Origin of the sequence: Alienimonas chondri (assembly GCF_013036045.1) — a bacterium.
In the GTDB taxonomy this organism is placed as follows: domain Bacteria; phylum Planctomycetota; class Planctomycetia; order Planctomycetales; family Planctomycetaceae; genus Alienimonas; species Alienimonas chondri.
Genome location: NZ_WTPX01000090.1, coordinates 1 through 20,259, shown reverse-complemented (window position 1 = coordinate 20,259; position 20,259 = coordinate 1). Strand labels below are relative to the sequence as shown.

17 protein-coding genes and 1 tRNA gene are annotated in these 20,259 nt (G+C 68.4%); 9 read left to right on the top strand and 9 right to left on the bottom strand.

Annotation, left to right across the window (positions count from 1 at the left end):
• Positions 1-2,015 (top strand): polyprenyl synthetase family protein (locus tag LzC2_RS13655; RefSeq protein WP_315854669.1); only part of this gene is annotated, 2,015 nt, incomplete at its 5' end.
• 9 nt (positions 2,016-2,024) lie between these two features.
• On the opposite strand, the gene LzC2_RS13650 is transcribed toward LzC2_RS13655, so the two are convergent.
• Together LzC2_RS13650 and LzC2_RS13645 are read right to left on the bottom strand one after the other, a co-directional pair.
• Positions 2,025-3,842 carry a sulfatase-like hydrolase/transferase gene (locus LzC2_RS13650; protein ID WP_171187880.1) on the bottom strand — a complete coding sequence of 606 codons (1,818 nt, stop codon included), beginning with the start codon at positions 3,840-3,842 and terminating at the stop codon, positions 2,025-2,027.
• Between the two features lie 184 nt (positions 3,843-4,026).
• Positions 4,027-4,099: transfer RNA gene (locus LzC2_RS13645), tRNA-Phe, on the bottom strand.
• A 201-nt stretch (positions 4,100-4,300) separates the two neighbouring features.
• Here LzC2_RS13645 and panD point away from each other — a divergent pair.
• A complete protein-coding gene (panD, locus tag LzC2_RS13640; protein WP_171187878.1) occupies positions 4,301-4,705 on the top strand; it encodes an aspartate 1-decarboxylase in 405 nt (134 codons plus the stop codon).
• 68 nt (positions 4,706-4,773) lie between these two features.
• Here panD and LzC2_RS13635 read toward each other — a convergent pair whose 3' ends face one another.
• Positions 4,774-5,817, bottom strand: a complete 1,044-nt coding sequence (locus LzC2_RS13635) for a DUF1559 domain-containing protein (RefSeq protein WP_171187877.1) — start codon at positions 5,815-5,817, stop codon at positions 4,774-4,776.
• Positions 5,818-5,958: 141 nt separating this feature from the next.
• A complete protein-coding gene (locus tag LzC2_RS13630) occupies positions 5,959-6,435 on the bottom strand; it encodes a hypothetical protein (RefSeq protein WP_171187875.1) in 477 nt (158 codons plus the stop codon).
• A 224-nt stretch (positions 6,436-6,659) separates the two neighbouring features.
• Here LzC2_RS13630 and LzC2_RS13625 point away from each other — a divergent pair, with 224 nt between their 5' ends.
• Positions 6,660-7,577: a ParA family protein gene (locus LzC2_RS13625; RefSeq protein WP_246255001.1), complete on the top strand. Its 918-nt coding sequence runs from the start codon at positions 6,660-6,662 to the stop codon at positions 7,575-7,577.
• 94 nt (positions 7,578-7,671) lie between these two features.
• Here LzC2_RS13625 and LzC2_RS13620 read toward each other — a convergent pair whose 3' ends face one another.
• Positions 7,672-8,727, bottom strand: a complete 1,056-nt coding sequence (locus LzC2_RS13620) for an NAD(P)H-dependent glycerol-3-phosphate dehydrogenase (protein WP_246255000.1) — start codon at positions 8,725-8,727, stop codon at positions 7,672-7,674.
• Between the two features lie 178 nt (positions 8,728-8,905).
• On the opposite strand from LzC2_RS13620, the gene LzC2_RS13615 reads away from it, so the two are divergent.
• From LzC2_RS13615 to LzC2_RS13605, 3 genes are all read left to right on the top strand, one after another.
• A complete protein-coding gene (locus LzC2_RS13615) occupies positions 8,906-9,169 on the top strand; it encodes a hypothetical protein (protein WP_171187873.1) in 264 nt (87 codons plus the stop codon).
• 127 nt (positions 9,170-9,296) lie between these two features.
• Positions 9,297-10,544, top strand: coding sequence for a hypothetical protein (locus tag LzC2_RS13610; protein ID WP_171187871.1), 1,248 nt, complete (start codon positions 9,297-9,299; stop codon positions 10,542-10,544).
• A gap of 52 nt (positions 10,545-10,596) precedes the next feature.
• A complete protein-coding gene (locus LzC2_RS13605; RefSeq protein ID WP_171187869.1) occupies positions 10,597-11,334 on the top strand; it encodes a sugar phosphate nucleotidyltransferase in 738 nt (245 codons plus the stop codon).
• A gap of 155 nt (positions 11,335-11,489) precedes the next feature.
• On the opposite strand, the gene LzC2_RS13600 is transcribed toward LzC2_RS13605, so the two are convergent.
• Positions 11,490-11,699, bottom strand: coding sequence for a small basic protein (locus LzC2_RS13600; RefSeq protein ID WP_171187867.1), 210 nt, complete (start codon positions 11,697-11,699; stop codon positions 11,490-11,492).
• A 398-nt stretch (positions 11,700-12,097) separates the two neighbouring features.
• On the opposite strand from LzC2_RS13600, the gene nrdR reads away from it, so the two are divergent.
• The gene (nrdR, locus tag LzC2_RS13595) at positions 12,098-12,553 is read left to right on the top strand and encodes a transcriptional regulator NrdR (RefSeq protein ID WP_171187865.1); all 456 of its coding nucleotides are present in this window, start codon (positions 12,098-12,100) and stop codon (positions 12,551-12,553) included.
• Positions 12,554-12,618: 65 nt separating this feature from the next.
• Positions 12,619-13,131, top strand: coding sequence for a hypothetical protein (locus tag LzC2_RS13590; protein ID WP_171187863.1), 513 nt, complete (start codon positions 12,619-12,621; stop codon positions 13,129-13,131).
• A 4-nt stretch (positions 13,132-13,135) separates the two neighbouring features.
• Here the strand turns inward: LzC2_RS13590 and LzC2_RS13585 are convergent, their stop codons facing one another.
• From LzC2_RS13585 to LzC2_RS13575, 3 genes are all read right to left on the bottom strand, one after another.
• Positions 13,136-13,459: a hypothetical protein gene (locus tag LzC2_RS13585; RefSeq protein ID WP_171187861.1), complete on the bottom strand. Its 324-nt coding sequence runs from the start codon at positions 13,457-13,459 to the stop codon at positions 13,136-13,138.
• A 5-nt stretch (positions 13,460-13,464) separates the two neighbouring features.
• Positions 13,465-14,859: a GTPase HflX gene (hflX, locus tag LzC2_RS13580; protein WP_171187859.1), complete on the bottom strand. Its 1,395-nt coding sequence runs from the start codon at positions 14,857-14,859 to the stop codon at positions 13,465-13,467.
• A gap of 123 nt (positions 14,860-14,982) precedes the next feature.
• Entirely contained in the window at positions 14,983-17,364 is a 2,382-nt protein-coding gene (locus LzC2_RS13575) for an autotransporter family protein (protein WP_171187857.1), read from the bottom strand.
• A 649-nt stretch (positions 17,365-18,013) separates the two neighbouring features.
• Between LzC2_RS13575 and LzC2_RS13570 the strand changes: the two genes are divergently transcribed.
• On the top strand, positions 18,014-20,200 hold the full coding sequence (locus LzC2_RS13570) for an NfeD family protein (protein WP_171187855.1): 2,187 nt from the start codon (positions 18,014-18,016) through the stop codon (positions 20,198-20,200).
• Positions 20,201-20,259 lie beyond the last annotated feature (59 nt).

Sequence of the window (20,259 nt, the reverse complement as noted above, 5' to 3'; positions counted from 1 at the left end):
CGGTTCGCCCCGCCCCCCTGCCTTCCCCGGAGTTCCGCGTGTCGCTCGTCTCGACGGACACCATCGTCTCCAAGACAGGCGACACGCTCGATCGATCGGGGACCGTTCCGCACGGCGACTCGCCGGGGAAGCGGCTCGTCTCGAAACTCAACCCGCCGGCGAGCGGCGGGCGTCAGCCCGCTGAGGCTCCGAAAAACGGGGCGACGAAGAAACCGCAGGCGACCAGCCGCTTCACCGACGACGACGTCGCTCCCCAGAAGCGCACCAAACGCAAAAGCACCTCGCATCTCAAAGCGGTCCCCGGCACGCTGGCGGAGCGGGAAGCGCTGCGGGACGCCGCCGCGGAGTTCACCGCGACGCTCGATCTGCGTCAGCGGATGAACAAGCGGCAGCTCGAAGCCCACGGCCGGACGCTGCTGGAACAGAAGGGGCTGGGCGAGGAGTACTTGGGCTTCGCCGCCGTGATGATCGGCAACGCCGTCTGGCGGAAGCAGTTCCTCGCCACGCCGTTCGAGCGTCGCCTGCTGCTCCTTCCGCACTGCCTCAAGCACGCCGAGGGCTGCCCGGCGGAGTACGACGAGTTCGGCCTCGACTGCGAGAAGTGCGGCGCCTGCTCCATCGCGGACTACAAGGTCACCGCGGAGAAGCTCGGCTACAAGGTGCTGGTCGCCGAGGGCTCGCCGATCGTGTTGAAGATCATCGTCAGCGGCTACGTGGACGGGATCCTGGGCGTCGCCTGTCTGAACGTGTTGGAGAAGGCGATCGACAAGGTGCTGGTCGCCGGCGTACCGAGCTACGCCGTCCCGCTGCACAGCGGCGACTGCAAGAACACCACGCTCGACGAGTCGTGGATCTGGGAAGTCCTGGACCGCTACGAACCGCTGACCGGCCCCGGCCGCGACAGCTACGTCCCGCTGATGCGGACGGCCGAACGGTTGTTCGAACCGGATCGCCTCGACCCGCTCGTCCCGCCCACGAAATCGACCGGCTTCCGGGCGGTGAAGCAGACGGCGGACGTCGCTCGGGAGTTCCTCGCCCACGGCGGCAAGCGATTCCGGCCGTTCATCACCCTCGCCGCCCACGACGCCATGACCGGCGGCGGCGCCCTGACGGCGAAGGAGGAAGAGATCGAGGTGCCCGCCTCCGTCGCCCGGGCCGCGATCGCGATCGAGGCGTTCCACAAAGCGAGCCTCGCCCACGACGACATTCAGGACGACGACGAGCATCGCTATGGCAAGCCGGCGCTGCACGTCTCGCACGGCATCGGCCGGGCGATCAACTTCGGCGACTGGCTGATCGGATTGGGCTACCGCCTGCTGGCGAACACCGCCGACCCGAACGACGGCGGCTCCCCGCAGGTCAGCGCCGAACTGACCGCCGCGATGGCGGACGCCCACCAGAAGCTCTGCGACGGGCAGGGGGCGGAGATGGCCTGGCGTGCCGACCCCGATCTGGAATTCGAACCGCTGGACGCCCTGCAGGTGTACGCTCTGAAGACGGCGCCGGCATTCGAGGCGGCGATGCTGGCCGGTCTGCGACTGGCCGGGGAGGTCTCGCAGGAAACGAAGGACGCCGTGTCCACGTTCGCCCGTCAGGCCGGCGCCGGCTTCCAGATTCGCAACGACCTCGCCGACTGGCGGGGCGACGCGGACAACAAGCTCGCCGCCGGCGGCGACGCCGCGGCGCTGCGGCCGACGGTGTTGCTGGCGCTCGCGTTGAAGCGGGCGACCCGCGAGGAACGCGAGGCCGTCGCCGCGTGGCTGGCGTCCAATGACGCCCCGGCGTTGAACGTGGGCCGCCTGCGGCGTTTGTTCGAGCGGCACGACGTGTTTTCCACGGCGGAGACGCTCATCGACCGCTGCCGCGAGCGGGCCGTCGCCGTCGCGGAGTCGATCGAACCGGCCCCGCTGCGGGATCTCCTGTTGTTCCTGTCGGATACTCTGCTGGCCGACGACGAACCGGTCCCGGTGAAGACCGAGAATCTCAAGTCCCTGCCGATCGTCACGCTCGGCTGAGCGGCCGCCTCACGGCGCTGCGGGGATGACGGCCCGGGCCTTGCGATCGTCGACGACGAAATAGCCCCGCGGTCGAGGCGATTCGCCCCGCGGGCGGTTCGCGGCGGCGAACGCCCAGACGGCGCCGGGGCGCGTCTGCTGGGACTTCGTTTTGCCGGCCCCGACCGTGCCGTAGGACTTCAGGCCGCCTTCAGGCGTGGACCAGAACAGTTCGACCGGGCTCTCGGACTCGTTGATGAAATAGACCGGGAACGTGCCGCCGTCCGGCTTGGAGGGCGGAACGCCGGCGGCTCCCGGCGTTTGAAGGGCGAGCGCGATCAGTGTGTTGATGGATCGCTGCTGATACTCCGCGAAGTCCGCGGGGGCCGCTGCTTTGAGACTCGCCAGCGCCGCGGCCTCGGCCGGGGCGAGCGACTCAGGCGGCTTGGCCAGCAAATTCGTCCACTCGTACGGATCGGCGGCGGTGTCGTACAGTTCCTCGCCGCCCTCGGCATAGCGGATGTAGCGGTGCGTTCGCCCGCTGACGGCGTAGCTGCCGGGCTTCGAGAGGAAGGTCGTGGAGACATGCGGCCAAGCGGTCGCCGGGTCCGCCGGGGTCGGGTTTTTCAGCAGCGGCAGCAGGCTGTGGCCGTCGTTGTCCTCCTTCGACGGCACGCCGCACAGCTCCGTCAGCGTCGGGAACAGGCCCAGCAGGTTCACCGGCTCCCCGCACACCCCGCCCGCCGTCGTCCCCGCGGGCAGGGTCGGCGAAACGCCCTCCGGCACGCGGACCATCAACGGCACCCGCGTCACGGCCCGCCAGGGGGTGTACTTCTGCCAGTGCTCTTTCTCGCCCAACTGCCAGCCGTGGTCCGACCACAGCACGACGATCGTGTCGTCCGCGTTCGGCCCCGCTTCCAGAGCGTCCAGCACGCGGCCGAGCATCGCGTCGGCAAAATGAATCGACGCGAGATAGCCCTGCACGCCCTGCCGCCACTGGTCCTGCTCCTGGATGTGAGCGAAGTAGCGGTTCTTCGCCGCCTTCACCCCTGCGGCCGGCACGTCGTCGAGATCGTTCTCCAGATAACCGGGCGGCAGCTGGACGGAGTCGAGCGGGAACGGCTCGAAGTACTGTTTCGGGACGAACCACGGCTCGTGCGGGCGATAGATGCCGCAGGCGAGGAAGAACGGCTGGTCTTGTTCCTTCGAGAGCTGTTCGCCGATCCAACCGCTGACGGCGTGGTCGCCGCCGAACTCCTCGTCGGTCACGTCGAGGGCGGCCCAGTCCGTTTCGACGTACTGCCACGGCCCGCCGCGGGGCAGGCTGACCGGCCGCTGCTTCGGGTAGAACGTCTCCGGGAAGGGGTTCTCGGTTTCCTTCGCCGGGAAGTATTCGTCCCAGGATTGGGCGTCGATGAAGTAATGCAGCATCTTGCCCGACCCGCTCGCCCGGTAGCCGTGCTGCCGGAAGTGGTTCGGCAGCAGCACGGCGTCGGGCATGATCTCCCGCATCGCCTGCCCGTTCTCGTACAGGCCGGAGACGTTCGGCGCCCGCCCGGTGAAGATCGCGGACCGCGACGGATTGCAGGCCGGCGCCGCACAGTGAGCGTTCGTGAACAGCACGCCGCTGGCGGCCAGACGATCGAGGTTCGGCGTCAACGCCTGCGGATGTCCGCCGAGGCAGCCGATCCAGTCGTTGAGGTCGTCCATCGCGATGAACAACACGTTCGGCGGGGCGTCGTCCGCCCCGGAATCGTTTGGTGACGGTTCCGCGGCCCGACCGGGCGCGGCCAGCGCCGCGAGGGCGATGCAGAATCCCAGAGCGGCAGGGAAAGCATTCTTCGACATGGGCGACCGCTCGTGTTTCCGTGGGGAAAGAGTCGCCCGAAAGCGTACCGGCGTCGCGTCGCGGCATCGAGAAGGCCGCCCAGCTGAGCGTCGGCGGCTCCGTCGCCCGGCAGCCCGGCTGATCGGGGCCGCGGCGAGGACTTCAAGAGAAGGGGCCGGGACGTTCCACCGGCCGAACGACAAGTGGTTCGGGTGGGAATCGAACCCACGACACCAGGATTTTCAGTCCTGTGCTCTACCAACTGAGCTACCGAACCGGGACGGAATCGCCGTGGGACGACGGCTCTTCCGTGCAGGTTCCGACACCGGCCCGCGCGGGCCGGTTCGGGGACGGGAATCTAGAACCGACGCCCGCAAACCGCAAGCCGACGGCCGCCGCCGGCTTCCGTCCGGAGACAGGACGCTAAGATGCCGCGCCGCTCTCCCTCACTCTTTCCGCGACCCCTCGCTCGCGACATATGCGCCGTACGCTGCTGAACGCCAAGATTCATCGGGCCACCGTCACCGACGCCGACCTGCATTACGAAGGCAGCCTCACGGTGGACGCCGACCTGATGGAGGCCGCGGATATCTTTCCGCATGAGCGAATCGAGATCTACAACGTGACTCGCGGGACGCGGTTCGCCACCTACGCGATCCCCGGGCCGGCGGGCGGCGGAGATATCTGCGTCAACGGCGCCGCCGCCCACAAAGCGGCGACGGGCGATCTCGTGATCATCTGCACCTACGCCCGGTTCGACGACGAGGAAGCCCTCGCGCACAAGCCGACCGTCGTCCTGGTGGACGAACGGAACCGCGCCCGGCGGGCGCTGGACACGTCCCCCTCCGAGGCGGGCGTCGTCGACGGCTGCCACCCGCTGTAACGCCGAGATCTGTAACGGCGAGGCTCCGCGGGGCCTCGCCGTTACGAAAGTTTCAGCAGAATGTAGGCTCAGAAGTCTTTGAGCACTTCGCTGCCGGCGATCGTGCCGGCGCCGGCGAAGGTGGTCGGATCGATCGATTCGGAGACGAACCGCACGCTGCCGTCGCCCAGCAGCACGTTCGCGCCGCCGGGATGGTGGCTGGAGAGATCTTCAGGGTGCTCGCCGGCGTTCGGGGCGTGATCGGTGAGGGCGAGGACGCGAGTAATCGCCTCTTCGCCCTCCGGCACCACGCCCGCCCAGCAGGAGGGGAAGATTTCCAACTGCGGGCCGGTGGGGCGGTACGCCTGCGTGACGCGCTCGCCCACGGCGATCGTGCTGGTCGTTCCGTCCCGCAGGTCGCGGAAGCGCGTGGAACTGTTCTGGTAGAACATCCCGTCGCCCTTGCGCTGGACGTTCTCGTCCCAGTCCTCCATGGCGTGCAGGTCGGTGAAGCCGCCGAAGATCGCCGCGTAGTTCGAGGCGCCCAATTCGACGTGCTCTTCCTCGTCGCCGTGGTCGTCGTCCGCGTCGTCGTCGTGGCCGTGCCCGCCCAGTTCCAATTCGAACGTCTCGGGGCCGTCGTCCGTGGGGCAGCGGAACACCGTGAGCGGGCGGCGGATCAGTTCGAGATTGCTCCCGGCTTCGGTCGCGTGATCGTGATCGTCCGCGTCGTGGTCGTGGTCCTCGTGATCGATCAGCGAGTGTTTAAAGTCCAACTCGGAGTGCAGCGGTCCTTGATCGAGGTCCGCCAGTAGAAACGCGGCCCAGCCGAAGCCGTTGTTGCCGTCGAGATGCGGTCGGCCCGCGGCGTCGACCGCCAGAAAGCCCGGGGGGAAGGAGCCGACCCGCCCGTGATAGTTGTGCAGGGCGAGGCCGATCTGCTTGAGGTTGTTCGTGCACTGGGTGCGCCGAGCGGCTTCGCGGGCCTGTTGAACCGCGGGCAGCAGCAGGCTGACGAGCACCGCAATGATCGCGATGACCACCAGCAGTTCGATCAGCGTGAAGCCTGTTCGCCCACGGCGAAGGCGGATGGACGGGGCGGGAGCGGGACGGCGGAGGTGGAGAGAGGCCATGGAGGGAAGAATTCCGCTCGACGGGCGCGGGGCGGCGACCGGTCCGAAGACACGGCACGCTGCCGCACGTCACGCCGCCGGGCAGCGGGGAACGCGGGGGCCGACGCCGAGAGCGACGCCGGAGAGAGGGGGCGGGGCGCATCAGCCCCGCGGCGGTCCCCGAGCGTTCTGCGTGCGAAGAAAGACCGCCCGACGATCCGGCGCCGCGGGCGCCGCGAGGGTCGGCGGGGCGGCGCAGACGTCCATGACGACCGGCGGCGTCACCGGCGTGGCTGCGGTCGCGATCAGTTCGCAAACCGGGCAGTCGTGGTCGCTTCCGCCTTCATGGTCGTGGGAGGAACCCGGTTCCTCGCCGGCGGTCCGTTCTGACTCCTCTGACTCACAAGGGCCGTGGTGAGCGTGTCCGTGATGGCTGTGCCCGTGGTGAGCGTGCCCGTGGTCATGCCCGCAGGCGGACGGCGTTTCCGCTTCGACGGATTGATGCGCTCCGCAGCACGCGTGGCCCGCATGGTCGTGGGCGTGCCACGCCGGAGCCGTCACCGCGGTCAGATAGGCGACCAGCGCACCCAGCGTGACGAAGACCGGCGTCGCGGCCCCGCGGCTCCAGCCGAAGCGCACACGCCGAGCGAACCGGCATGAGCCGGCGCGCAAAACAGCGGCGGTGCGGACGGGGGACACGGGGCGGAGTTTGCGGTCGACGACGGACAGGACGGGGGCGTCGGTCGACTCGTGGTACGTCGTAGGGGCGGAGCGTGTGGGGTTCAATCTGAAGTTTACCACAACCGATCACCCTGATCTGCCGGATGGATCCGGCTTCCCCCCCGCGACGGACGCGCCCCCGCATGACGGCTTCCCACAACCCGGCGATCGGGTCTTCTGACACGCTGCCGTTCCGCCAGCCGCACGCGGCGCAGGCGGCGCACGGCCCCCGCATTTTGGCGGTGATGAATCAGAAGGGCGGCGTGGGCAAGACCACCACCGCGGTGAACCTCGCCGCCGGTCTGGCGGAGGAGGGCGCCCGGGTGCTGCTGGTGGACCTTGATCCGCAGGGACACGCCAGTCTACACCTCGGATTGGAGCCGGTCGGGAGCGAACCGACGGTCTACGACGTCTTCCGCGGCGATCTGGCGGTCGAGCGGTGCGTTCGTCCCGTCGAGCGCACCCTGCACGTTTTGCCCGCGAATTTGGATCTCGCGGCGGCGGAGCTGGAGTTGGTCGACGCCCCCAACCGGGAGACCGTCCTCCGCACCGCCCTCACCCGGCACGCCTCGCAGGCGTCCGACGACGGCATGCCGTACGACTTCATCCTGTTCGATTGTCCGCCGAGCCTCGGCGTGCTGACGATCAACGCCTTGGTCGCCGCGACCGAAGTCATCATCCCCCTGCAGCCGCACTTCTTCGCGTTGCAGGGACTGTCGAAGCTGTTCCAGACGACGGCGCTGGTCGCCCGCCGGTTGAACCGCGGGCTGGTCGTCTCCGGCGTGGCATTGTGCCTGTACGAGCGCGGCACCCGTTTGGCCGCGGACGTCTGCGAAGACCTCACGGCGTTCCTGGAGGAAGCCGACCCCAGCGCCCCGTGGGCCAACACGCAGATCTTCTCCACCCGCATCCGCCGCAACATCAAGCTGGCGGAGGCGCCCAGCTTCGGCCAGCCGATCTTCAAATACGCCCGCGGTTGCGCCGGAGCCAAGGACTACGGCGCCCTGACCCGCGAAGTGCTGGCGATGGGAGCCGAGATGCAGCTCCAAGCCGCGGCGTGACCCTGCGCCAACCACCGCTTCGCCGTCGCCGCTAGGCGGCGCGCGTCGAGAGCGTGGCGCGCCGCCTAACGGCGACGGCGAAGCGGGAGAACGTTTACTCCCCGCCCGGCGGGCGGGTCATCAGGGCGTCGACGGTGTCGGCGGCGGGTTTGCCCTCGAACAGCACGGCATGTACCTCCCGGCAGACGGGCATGCGAATCCGCTTCTCCTCCGCCAGCGGCAGTACGCTGCGGACGGTGTTCACGCCCTCGGCGACCTGCAACAGGTCGCCGGTGACCGCGGAAGCCGGCTCGCCTCGCCCGAGCCGCTCGCCGACGGCCCGGTTCCGACCGTGGCCGGAAACGCAGCTGGTGATGAGGTCGCCGATCCCCGCCAGCCCGGCGAAGGTCGCGAGATCCGCCCCGAACGCCGCCCCGAAGCGGGCGATCTCCGCGGCGCCGCGGGTGATGAGGGCGCTCTTGGAGTTGTCGCCCAGCCCCAGCCCGTCGCAGATCCCCGCGGCGACCGCGATCACGTTCTTCAACGCCCCCGCCAACTCCACGCCGATGAGATCCTCGTTGGTGTAGACGCGGAAGCGATCGGAGTTCATCAGCGCCTGCACCGCCTCGGCGTCGCCGGGGGTGTCCGAGGCGGCGACGACGCTCGCCGGCAACCGGTTCGCCGCTTCCTCCGCATGGCAGGGGCCGCCCAACGCGGTGACCGGCCGGTCCCCAAGCGTCTCGCGGATGATCTCCGAGGGCCGGCGGAAAGACCCGAACTCGATCCCTTTCACCACGCTGATCGCGGGCGTCCGCGGCATCAGCTGCGACTGAATCTGCGGGGCCAACTGGCTGAGGTAGTCGCGAAGGTATTTCGTCGGGACGGCGATCAGCAGGCGATCGGCCCCCGCGGTCGCCGTGAGCGGGTCGTGGGAGATCAGGATCGACTCCGGGATCGACACCCCCGGCAGCAGCCGGCGGTTCTCGCGCCGGTCGCTCAACTCTCGGGCCTGCCCTTCGTCGCGGGTGAGGAGACGAACCGTCTGCCCGTTCTCCGCGAGCAGCTTCGCGCAACAGGTTCCCATCGCCCCCGCGCCGATGACGGTGACGAACTCGTGGGCGGGGGAGGCGGTCAGGGCGGTCACGGCGAACTCCGGCGGCGGGGGACTCAACGGTAACGATTCCTCCCGACGGAGCCTGCCGGGCGCCCGCACGAACCGCGAAACCCGCGGGGTGAACCACGATCCCGCGGGCGCGGAGGATTTTTCCGCAGCGCTCCCCGCCCGGCGGCGGGGGGCGACGCAGGGTTACGGCGATCGCTTGTTCCGCTCCCCCGACTGCCGACTCCCCATGCCCGCTCTGATCGACGCCCCGGCCGAGAACCGCTCGGCCTTCGACACGCCGATGCCGCCCCGCGACCGCCGCACGGCGGACAGCGGCGCTCACCGCGGAGCGGAGCGTCGCCAGTTCGGCACCGTGCACGACACCGGACGGCCCGAGGTCGACGAACTCGCTTCCGCCGTGGACCGCTACAAGCTGGAGAACCGCCGTCGGTTCATCACCTACGCGGAACTGTACGACGTGATGATCTCCCTGGGCTACGACCGCCCGTAGCGGGTTCAGACGAGGGCCGCCGGCTCCCGTTGACCCGGGCGGCGTGTGAAATCTACAACGCCGCCCCGCGATCCCTTCGCGGACGAAGGATCGCCGAATTGGCACGGAACGGGCAGGGAGCTACGAGATGACCGCGCCCGCCGCCCTTCTGCTCGCCGCCCTCGCCCAAAGTCCCGTTACGGACTACGACGGGGCGGACTACCACGGGGCGGACGACGACGGAGCGTTCGAGAGCGTGATTCCGGCCACCCTGTCCGGCGCCGTGGCGACGCCGCCGGCGCCCCCGGTCTCTTCTCTGCTGTCGAGTCGGGTCCAAGCCGCCCCGGTGATCCGCGGGCAATCGCCCGGTTGGAATCCCGCGGTCCCCGTCGGACCCGGCTATGGTCAATCGGGCGTGCCGAACTACGGGCAGCCCATGGGGCCGACGTACGGTCAGCCGGCCGGGCCGAGCTACGGACACCCCGCCGGACCGACGACGCCGATCGGGCCGGAGTTCGCTCCGCCGCGGTATCAGGAGACGTATGGGGTGAACGGCCCGCAGCCGTACGACTTCGCCCCGGAGTTCCGCTTCGACGGCGGACATATCTTCTCCGCGGACGCCGAGGGACGACCGGATCGGTTTTCCGTCTCGGAGTTCGACTTCCGCTATGAAGTCGATTCGCCGGGCGCCTTCGGCGACGTGATCACCGTGGCGCCGGAGTACAGCCTGCGGACGCTCTCCGGCCCGTCGACCAACCCGCTGGCCGGTCAGCCGCCGCTGCCGGGGGCGCTGCATCGGCTGGGCGTCGATTTCGCGGTGATGACGCCGAAGTACAACGGCTTCAGCGCCACGGCCGGCTTCACGCCGTCGTTTGCCTCGGACTTCGAGGAGGATCTGACCGAGGCCGGCCGCCAGTACGACGGACGAGCCGCGCTGTTCTACGACGTGGCGCCGGACCTCACGCTGGTGGCGGGGGCGAAGTATTACGACCGCGTCGACGACCTGATCCTGCCCTGGGTCGGCGCCGTTTGGCGGCCGGGCGATCGCTGGGAGATCCGGGCGGTGTTCCCCAACCCGCGCATCGAATACTTCTGGGGGCCGATGCTGGGGAAACCGATGTGGGTCTACGCCGAAGGGCAGTTCAACCGCGAATCATGGCAGTATTCGCCCCGCAACGGGGCGGGGCCGATCGGGAGCCTCACGCTGCCGGAGGTCGACGAAGTTCAGTTCGACGACCTGCGATTCATCGTCGGCGCCCGCAAGGAGCAGGGCTGGGGGCGAACGTTCCTGGAGGCCGGCGTGGTGTTCAACCGGGACGTCTCCTTCCGCAAAACGCCCTCGCAGAACTTCGAGGTGGGCGAATCGCTGATCCTGCGTGGCGGCGTGCGGTTCTAAGGTCCGATCTTCGCTAGGGTTGCCCGCTCCGCTTCCCGAACGAGTCCCGCAGATGTCCACCGCCGCCGTGATCCTTGCCGCCGGCAAGGGCACCCGGATGAACAGCGAATTGCCCAAGGTCGCCCACGAAGCGGCCGGCAAGCCTCTCGTGAAGCATGTGCTGGACGCCGCCCGCGGCGCCGGCTGCGACAAGCTGATCGTCGTCGTCGGCTACGGCGGCGACTTCGTGAAAGGTCTGCTGCTGGACGAGCCGGGCGTCGAGTTCGCCGTGCAGACCGAGCAGAAGGGCACCGGCCACGCCGTGATGATGGCCGAGCCGAACCTCAAGGGACACGACGGCCCGGTCCTGGTGCTCTACGGCGACATGCCGTTGGTGACGGCGTCGAGCCTGAAGACGCTGTTGGACGCTCGCGAATCCGCCGACGCCGCTTGCGTGGTCGGCTCCGCCGTCACCGAGGAGAACCACGGCCTCGGCCGCGTGATCCGCGACGACGCGGGGAACTTCCTCCGCATTGTCGAGGAGAAGGACGCGACCGATGCCGAGCGGGCCGTCACGGAGATCAACACCGGCTGCTACGCCTTCGCCGGCCCGGCGCTGCTGAGTTCGCTGGCCGAACTCTCGCCGAACAACGCCCAAGGCGAGTACTACCTCACCGATTGCCCCGCAATCCTCAAGGACCGCGGCGAGACCGTCGCCGCGGAGACCGCCCTCACGATTGAAGAGGCGCTCGGCGTGAACACCCCGGACCAGTTGGCGCAGGTCGAGGCGGTGATTGCGAGCCGGTCATAAAGAAGCTCCAAGACCAAGAAATCAAGAACCAAACAGCGATAGTCTCGCTCAGTTTGGTTCTTGATTCCTTGAGATTTGGAGCTTCCGCCGCAGAGGTTCAGCGACGCCGTGAGATCAAACGCTCAGAGGGCTGACGCCCCCCGCTCGCCAAGCGATCAGTCGTCGCCGTCCTCGTCCTTGGCCTTCTTCTTCTTCTTGCGGCCGGAGACGGTCCGCACGATCCGCACCTTGGGCAGGCCGATCGGGCTTTGGCCTTCTTCCCACCGCTCGATCGCCTGCAGGCGGAGGATGCGTTCCTCCCGCGTGTAGACGTTCCGCGCTCGGACGAGGCGGCTTTTCCGGCGGAGGCTTTTGTCGAGAGACATGAACGGCGGGCCGCAAACGGCGTACGAACGGTTCGCGAAGCGACCGGGGTCGAGCGAACGGGGCGATGATCGGCCGCGCACTTTAGAGCCCCGCCGCCCATCCCGCAACGGCGCCGGCCGGTGTCGTCAATGCGGTACAGGCTTGCACCACTGAACGGGACGCCAATGAACGCGCGTGCGGTGGACTCCCGTACGCCGGAAATATTCCCTAAGTCCCGATCTGACAAGGGGCTGGGCAGGAGGCGCGTCGGGCCGTACCCTATCCGACCCCGTCGCGCCAGCCGCGCCAAGTCGTGGGATCGCGCCACTCGCGCCATTCCGCCTTCGGCATCTCCCCTTGGCCCGCGCGTCGGATCGCACGACGTCCGCGTCGCACCGTCCCCGTTCGGATCGCTTCGATGATCTGCCCGTTTTGCCGCGACAACGACACCAAGGTGATCGACTCCCGCCCCTCGGGCGCGGAAGCGATCCGTCGCCGGCGGGAATGCCTCGGCTGCGGCAAGCGGTTCACGACCTATGAGAAGGTGGAGACGGCTCCGCTGAAGGTGCTCAAACGGGACCACTCCACCGAGCCGTTCGATCGGGAGAAGGCCCGGGCCGGCGTGATCATGGCCTGTCGCAAGCGGCCGGTGACCTTGGCGCAGATCGACGAACTGATCGCTGAATTGGAAGCGGACCTATTGGAAGAGTACGACCGCGGCGAAGTGCCGAGCCGCTTCATCGGCGATCAGATCCTCGAGGCGTTGAAGCGATTGGACGAAGTCGCCGCGGTGCGATTCGCCAGCGTGCTGCACGGTTTTGAGGACGTCAGGGAGTTCTCCCGCGGCCTCGAACTGATGCGTCGCAGTCGCTGACGATTGGCGGTGGAACCTGGCGCGCGAGGTGTTGCCGGATCGGAAACGCGGTCGATGCTGACGAGGTGAACGACCTGCCCGCCCCGCCCGATTCGATTGCCGCTCCGTTCGCGGAGCGCGACCCGTTCGCCGATGCGCGGGCCGTTCGCGAACTGACCTGGAGCGACCATCCCGCGAAGCGGCACCCGTGGTCGCTGGCCTTTCTGGCCGCCGCGGCCCTGACGGTCGCCGTCGGCGCCGCGGAGATCTTCGATTCTCGCTGGGCGGGCATCGCGGCGGCCGTCGCGGCGGGAATCGCGTTCCGCGGTTTCCTGCTCAAAACGACCTACACGCTGGACGACGCCGGCGCCGAGGCCCGCGGCCCGTTCGGCGCTCATATTCTGTCCTGGGGCGAAGTCACGCGGTTCCGTCACGATCCCGCCGGGGCGACGCTCAGCACCGCCGCGAACCCCGGCCTGTGGGACAAGCTCAGCGGGTTACGCGTGACGTTCCCCCACAGCGGCGCCCGCCGGGATGTGGTGCGATTCGTCCTCCCGCGGCTCGGTTCGGGCGTGCCGGTTGTGGAAGAGGAGGAGTGAGGAGTCAGGTCATCCGCTCGATGAGGTCAAGCGCAATACCGCTCAATCCGCCCAGCGAAGTACCAACAAACAGGCAGAGAGTCTCGCCCAGCGAACCACATCGACGCCAGACTCCTTGGCACCTCAAGCCGGCCGCAACGAGGCTACTTAAACACAGACCGAGCAGTGCGAGACTGATCGTCGCATAGTCCATGTGCGTTGCCGGCTGAATTGGGAATGGCAGGCGGTCCTCCACGAGCGTAATCAGCGTGCTGGCACTGGCCGTAACCATCAGACCGGCTCCGATGCCGAGCCACGGATTGAGCACCGAAAGTGATGACGATTTCACGCCGCCTATCCCGCGGCGGCCAGCGGAGCGTCGGACTCTTGGAGGGCATTGCACGCAGTCCCGTTCGGCAGCAGCCGCAGGACGCTCGTGCCGCTGAGGAGGTCGGGGTCGTGGGCGAGCTTGTCGGCCCAGCGGCGGGAGAGCCGGCAGCGGACGGTCACGCTGTCGCCGGCCTCGGCCCAGTCCTCGCCGTGCACGTCGGCGTGCTCCTGCAGGAAGGAGAGCAGCCGGCCGTTGCCGGGGGTGGTGTCCACCGCGGCCTCGACGTAGCCGCCGGCCAGCTTGCGGGCGACGGCTTCTTCCAGATCCAGCAGCCCCTCGCCCTCGGTCGCGGAGACGACCACGGCGTCCGGGTGGTCGTGCACCAGCACGTCCAGCAGACTGCGGTCGGAGGCGCGGGCGGCATCCGCTTTGTTCAACACCAGCAGCATGTTGTCCATCGGGACGCCGATCTCCTCCAGCACTTCGTAGACGGTTTCGATGTGCTGCTCCGCCTCCGGATCGCTCGCATCGACCACATGCAGCAGCAGGTCCGCCCGGCGAGCTTCTTCCAACGTGCTGCGGAAGGAGGCGACGAGGTGGTGCGGCAGATCGCGGACGAACCCGACGGTGTCCGACAGCAGCACCGTGTCGAAGTCCGGGATGGTCCAGCGACGGGTGCGGGTGTCGAGCGTCGCGAACAGCTTGTCGGCGACGTACACGTCCGCCCCGGTCAGGGCGCGGGTCAACGTGCTCTTGCCGGCGTTCGTGTAGCCGACGGTGCCGACGGTCGTTTGCAGGGCGGTGCGGCGGTCGGCTTCCCGTTCGCGGCGGGCCTCGATCTCCGTGAGCTTCTTCTTCAACTCCGAGATTCGTTTCTCGACCAGCCGGCGGTCGGTTTCCAGCTGTTTTTCACCCGGGCCGCGACCGGAGCCGATGCCGCCCTCGATCCGTTCGAGGTGGGTCCAGAGCCGCTTGAGGCGCGGTTTGAAGTAGAGGAGCTGAGCCAGTTCGACTTGCAGCTTCGCCTCGTGCGTTTGAGCGGTGCCGGCGAAGATATCGAGGATCAACTCGGACCGGTCGACGATGACGGACTCCGTCGCCTTCTCCAGATTGCGGCCCTGGGCCGGGGAGAGGTTGTTGTCGAACAGAATCAGATCGCAGCCGGTCGACTTGGCGAGCTGAGCGAGTTCCTCCGCTTTCCCCGTCCCGAAGCACAGGGCCGGGTGCGGGTTCTCGCGGGACTGGATCAACTCGCCGACGACTTTCACGCCGGCGGTCTTGGCGAGCCCTTTCAGTTCGTCCAGCCGACGATCGCGAGCCTCGCCTTCGCCCTGCCGGGGATCGCCGGGTTCGTAGACCCCGCAGAGCACCGCTTTGCGGGCGCGGACGCGGAGATCGTCACGTTTCGGATCAGACAAGCGGCAGTTTCTTGCAGTGGAGGGAGGAGGCCGGGGGGCATTCTACTCCCCGGCGCCCCGCCCGACACGGGAGAATGCCGATGCGTTCGCCCCCGTCGGGCGTTGTTGGGCGTCGGTCGCCGATCAGTAGCACAGTTCGAGCCGGGCGCCGCCGGCGTGTTCGACGCTGCGGTCGGTCAGTCCGGTGCGGTAGTCGGCGACGATCTTCATCGGTCCGCCGCCCAGGACGACGCCGGGGCCGAGGGTCACGCGGTCGCGGGCGTAGTCCACGCCGCGGGCGGTGAACGTCGGGCCGACGCCTGTACCCATCGACCCGACAAAGGAGGAGTCAACGTCGGCAACCGAGGAGTCGTTCAGGTCTCGTTCGTAGAAGGCGGCGAGCGTCACCAGCATCGGGACTCGCCCCGCCGGCGGCAGCGCCGCCCCGGACCGCAGGCCGAGGCGGGCGCGAAGGGACGAGTGCGACGAATCCTGCACCGCCAGCGCCGCGTCGCCGCCGGATTCGCGAAAGCCTTCCAGCCTGGTGTGGAAATAACGCAGGGCGATCGACGGCGCGAAGTAGGCCGCTGCATCGCCGAAGCGCCGCCCGGCTTCCAGTTCGCTGGCTGTGGTCGTGCTTTCGAAGGATCCCGTCACGATGCCCAACTTATGGGCGTCGAACGAGCGTCGGCTTTCCGTGTCGACGAACGCGATCTGACTTTGCTGCCGCAGGTAGAGCGGTCCGGCGTCCACCCGGCTCCATCCACCGGCGCGGTACACGCCCGTCGAAGCGAAGGACTCGGCCTGCGGGACGCTCAGTTCCCCGTTCTCCTGACCGTAGAACAGGCCCGCGGATAGCCGGTCGTCGGCGAATACGGTCAGCCCGAACGCGGCGCCGCCGACGCTCGATGCGGCCCCGCGGGCATTGCCGTCGTCTTGGATCCGCCCGCCGACGCCGTACGCGGCGAGCCAACCGGTGAGGGCCGGCCCCTCTTCGGAGCGCCCGCAGCGGTAGGGGGCGCCCCAGGTTTGCTCCGTCACGAAATCGAAGAACCGGGCGGCGTTCTGCGTCTGATCGGTGAGGTACGAGCCGTATAACTCGCCGGACAGGTCGGCCAGCAATTCCTGCCCGGGTACTCCGTGCGGTCCCGCGTCGGAGACGGCGGTGTTGAACGCGGCGACCAGGGGGCCGCCTCCCCACGTGGTCAGGGCCTCCGCGACGGCGAGTTGGTTGACGCTCGCGGCGACGTTCAGCGGCGTCGTGACTGTGGTCACGATCAATCGGTAGTTTCCGCCGGCGCCTGCCGTGAATGCGGAGCCGAAGCCGACGCCGACGATGTCGCTGACGACGGTCAGTTCCTGATTCACCACCAGATCGTCCGCGGTGAGGAAGGCGTACTCTGTGCCTAACAAGTACTTGCCCTCGCCCCACCGTTGGGCGACGACCGTGCCGCCGTCGATCGTCGCCGTGCCGGTGACGGCAATCAGATCGTTGTCGGTCCCGGCGACGGGGTTGGGGGTGGGGACGAGTTCGATTTCCAGCCGCGTGGCGGAGTTTGTGGTGATCCCGCTGCCGAAGGTCATCGTGCCGGGACTGTTGCCGGGGGCAACGGTTCCGAGCAGCCACGTCGCGCCCAGGTCGATCGTGCCGGAACCGGTCAGAACGGCGCCCGGGGCCAGCGTTAACGTGCCGGTCCCGTCGGGGCCGGTCGCGGCGGTCAGCGTGCCGTCGACGACCAATCGCTCCGTGACGTTTAACGAGCCGCCGCCGACTGCTTCGTCCGGTGCGCCCGGGGAAATAAATGTCTCCTCCCAGCCGATTTTGACCTCGCTGCCGGCGGCGATCCGCACGTCACGGGCGTTTAAGGCGCCGTTCCCGAAGATCCGCGTCGTGCCGGCGTCCTTCCGGTAGATCCCGGTCGCATTCAGCGTGCCGTCGTTGCTGACTTGGGTCTTGCCGCTGTCCGCGTAAATCCCGTGGACGGTCATCGTGCTGTTGCCTTGTACGTAGGTCTCTCCGGTCGCGCTGTTAAAATAGTCTCCCGTCTCGAATGTGCTTGAATTGAACGTCCCTAAGAAATTGTTGTTCACCACGCTCGCGAACACGCTCTCCGTCGACCCGCCCGCGCCGTCGGAGTAGTCGAACAGCGTATCGACGGATCCGGAGACCGAAAGATTGCCGTCGTTCGTGAGCCCCGCGAGCCTCGCTTTGGCGCCGGCGGAGACCGTCAGCGAGTAGGCGGCGTTGATCCTCGTCCCGAGGGAGTCCGCATGCAGCGTCGGAGCCGACGTGCGGGCGGGGCCGGTGACCAGCAGATCCAGGCCGAGCGGGTTGGCGGGGTTTGCACCGAAGCTGTTCGTGACGTTTCGGTGTGAGCCGATCGTCAGTTGCGTGTGCGTCTCCTGAGCCCCGGTGCTGCCGCCAACGCTCGTCAGTGCCGCCGCGGCGAATGCGGGCCCGCACCAGCGCAATACTCGCCGGCGAACGTACTTCGGCAGAGGCGTCCTGAGGAAGAGACCGAACATGAGCGAGCGGCGACGGAGCGGCGTAAGAGGCGTCCCCCGGTCGGATGACGCATTGTTTCGACGTTGTCGGTCGCGACGTTCGTGGCGAACGCGTCGAAAATAAGGCATCCGCATCCGCACTCCCCATTCGGGCGCCAAGCGTGCGGACTGGGTCGCCTCGCGGCCGCCCGCCCTGTTCTACTTCTACAGCGCGCGACGAGTTCTACGGCGCGCAGAGAAACGGCCCGGTCGTCGAGGGACGACCGGGCCGGTGCGGTGAACGCGGGGGGAAAGGGTCGGCGGGCGGGATGGGTCGCGGGGCGGGGCCGAATCGCCCCCCGGTCTCGGTGACGCCCCGCGGTTCCCTCGAAACCGAGTTGCGGGGGTCGGGTGTCACTCTCCGTCGTGCTGACGAAGCGAACCTCGTGCCGAAGTGACGAACAGTTCAGGAAGATGCTTTGCAAGTGCCTGCGGGAACGTGGGATACGAATTCCGGGGTCGATGGGTACGAACGAGAGGGACTCGATCGATTGTCGTTCTTTCAACGGCTCGGGAACGTCTGCAAGACGGAAACCGACGCGCGTTCCCGTGATCCGGCCGGTCCGAACGCCCGTTTCGCGGGTCTGAGGGGATACAATTTCGCATCACCTATTCGGTCGGATCGCTCGCTATGTCGCCACGCCCCCCAGCGTCTCTCTTCGCCGGGCTCGCTCTCGCCGGGTTCGCCCTGTTTGGAGTCCGGATCGCCGACGCTCAGGACGCCGCGGCGGAGAAGGACTCCGCCAAGACCCCCGCGGCACTAGTGAAGGTCGGCAGCCCGGTGGACGAAGCCGTCGTCGGCACGGTGCAGAACGCGGCGCTCAAGCTGCAACGCCAGTCTGAGGAAGCCGGCGTGCGGGGCGTGCTGGTGCTGGAGCTGACCCCCGGTTCGAGCCGCTTCGGGCCGGTGCGGGATCTCGCCCAGTTCCTCACCTCCGCCCAATTGGCCGACGTGCGAACGGTGGCGTGGGTGCCGGAATCGGTGGACGGCAACAACGCGATCGTCGCGCTGGCCTGCGAAGAGATCGTGATGCACCCCGACGCCGAATTGGGCGATCTGGGCCGCGGCCGACCGCTGGAGAAGGCGGATTTGGCGTTCGTGGTCGCGCTGGCGGAGAAGCGCCACAACCGGTTCGTCTCCCCCGCGCTGGTCCGCGGTCTAGCCGATCCCGGGCAGGCGGTGCTGAAGGTCACGCTGGGCGAGGGGAACGCCGCGGAGACGCGGCTCGTCACTCCGGAGGAGTTGAAGACGCTCCGCGAGAACGCCGCCGGCGACGTGCAGGTCGACCGGGTGAAGGAGCAGGGCACGCCGGGCCGTTTCAGCGGGGAGCGGGCGCGGGCGTTGGGCGTGCTGGCCGCCGCGACCGCGAAGACGCGGGCGGAGGTGGCGAAGCTGTACGACCTGCCGGCCCTCCGCACCTCCTCGGCGGCCGGCGGGGTGCCGGAGGTCGCCTACATTCGCATCGACGAGGCGATCGAGCCGATCATCGGGGAGTTCGTCAAACGGCAGATCGACCGCAGCGTCGCTCGGGGAGCGAACCTGATCGTGTTCGAACTGACCAGCCCCGGCGGCTCGCTGGTGACCGGGCAGGATCTCGCCACCCGGATCGCGGAGCTGTCCGAGCGCAACGTGCACACGGTGGCCTTCGTGCCGCAGGAGGCGTTCGGCACCGCGGCGATCGTCGCATTGGCCTGTGACGAGTTGTACATGGAGCCGAACGCCCGCATCGGCCGGGCCGGGCCGCTCACCGCGGAGCAGGGGGAAGCCGCCGCGGAAGACGTGACGCTCGCGAGGCAGGAGTTGAAGTTCCTCGCGGAGCAAAAGGGCCGCCCGTCGGCGATCGCCGAGTCGCTGGCCGATCCGAACCTCGAAGTCTTCGCGGTGACCAACACCCGCACCGGGCGGGAGTGGTACCTGACCGATGCGGAGATCCACGCCGAGGGCGACGAATGGCGCCGCGGCGCGTTGGTCCCGGAGACCCGCGAGGGCGAACCGGTCGTGCTGACGGCCGATCGGGCCGCCGCCCTGGGGCTGGCGAACCCGGCGGTCGCGGATCGGGATGAGTTGAAGCAACGGCTCGGCGTGCCGGCGGACGTTCGCCTCGACCCGGTCGGGAAGACGTGGATGGACACGTTGGTCTTCGTCCTGAACACCAGCGCGGCGGTCTGGTTCCTGCTATTCGCCGGGGCGGCGCTGCTGTATCTCGAATTGCACTTCTTCACCGGGATCCTGGGGATCCTGTCGGTGACCTGCTTCGCCCTGTTTTTCTGGAGCCAGTTCCTCGGCGGGACGGCCGGGTGGTTGGAGATCACGCTGGCCCTGCTGGGGTTGGCCTGCATCGCGATTGAAGTGTTCGTGATCCCCGGGTTCGGAGTGTTCGGCATCACCGGCGGGCTGTTGGTGCTGGGCTCGTTCGTGATGGCGATGCAGTCGTTCGGCGTCGGCTTCTCGACGGAGCGGATGGCCTCCTCGCTGGCGACGGTAGTCGCCGCGTTGGGCGGGGTGATCGCCTTCGGAGTGATCTCCAACCGCTTCCTGCCGCGGATGCCGCTGTTCAATCAGATGATTCTCGCTCCCCCGGGACTCGACCTCGCCGGGCCGGCGTTGCGGCCGGACCTGTTGGAAGAGGTGGAAGGCCACGTCGGCCCGCGGGTCGGCGACGAGGGCGTCACCCGCACCGCGTTGCGACCCGCAGGCAAGGCGGAGATCGGGCAGGACTACCTCGACGTCGTCAGCGACGGCCCGTTCGTCGATCCCGGCGTGCCAGTCCGCATCACGAAGCTCGAAGGTGCCCGGGTGTTCGTGCGGGAGGTGTGACGAAGGACGGCCTCCATACTCCCCTCTCCCCTTTTTGGGGGAGAGGGGAGTATGGAGGC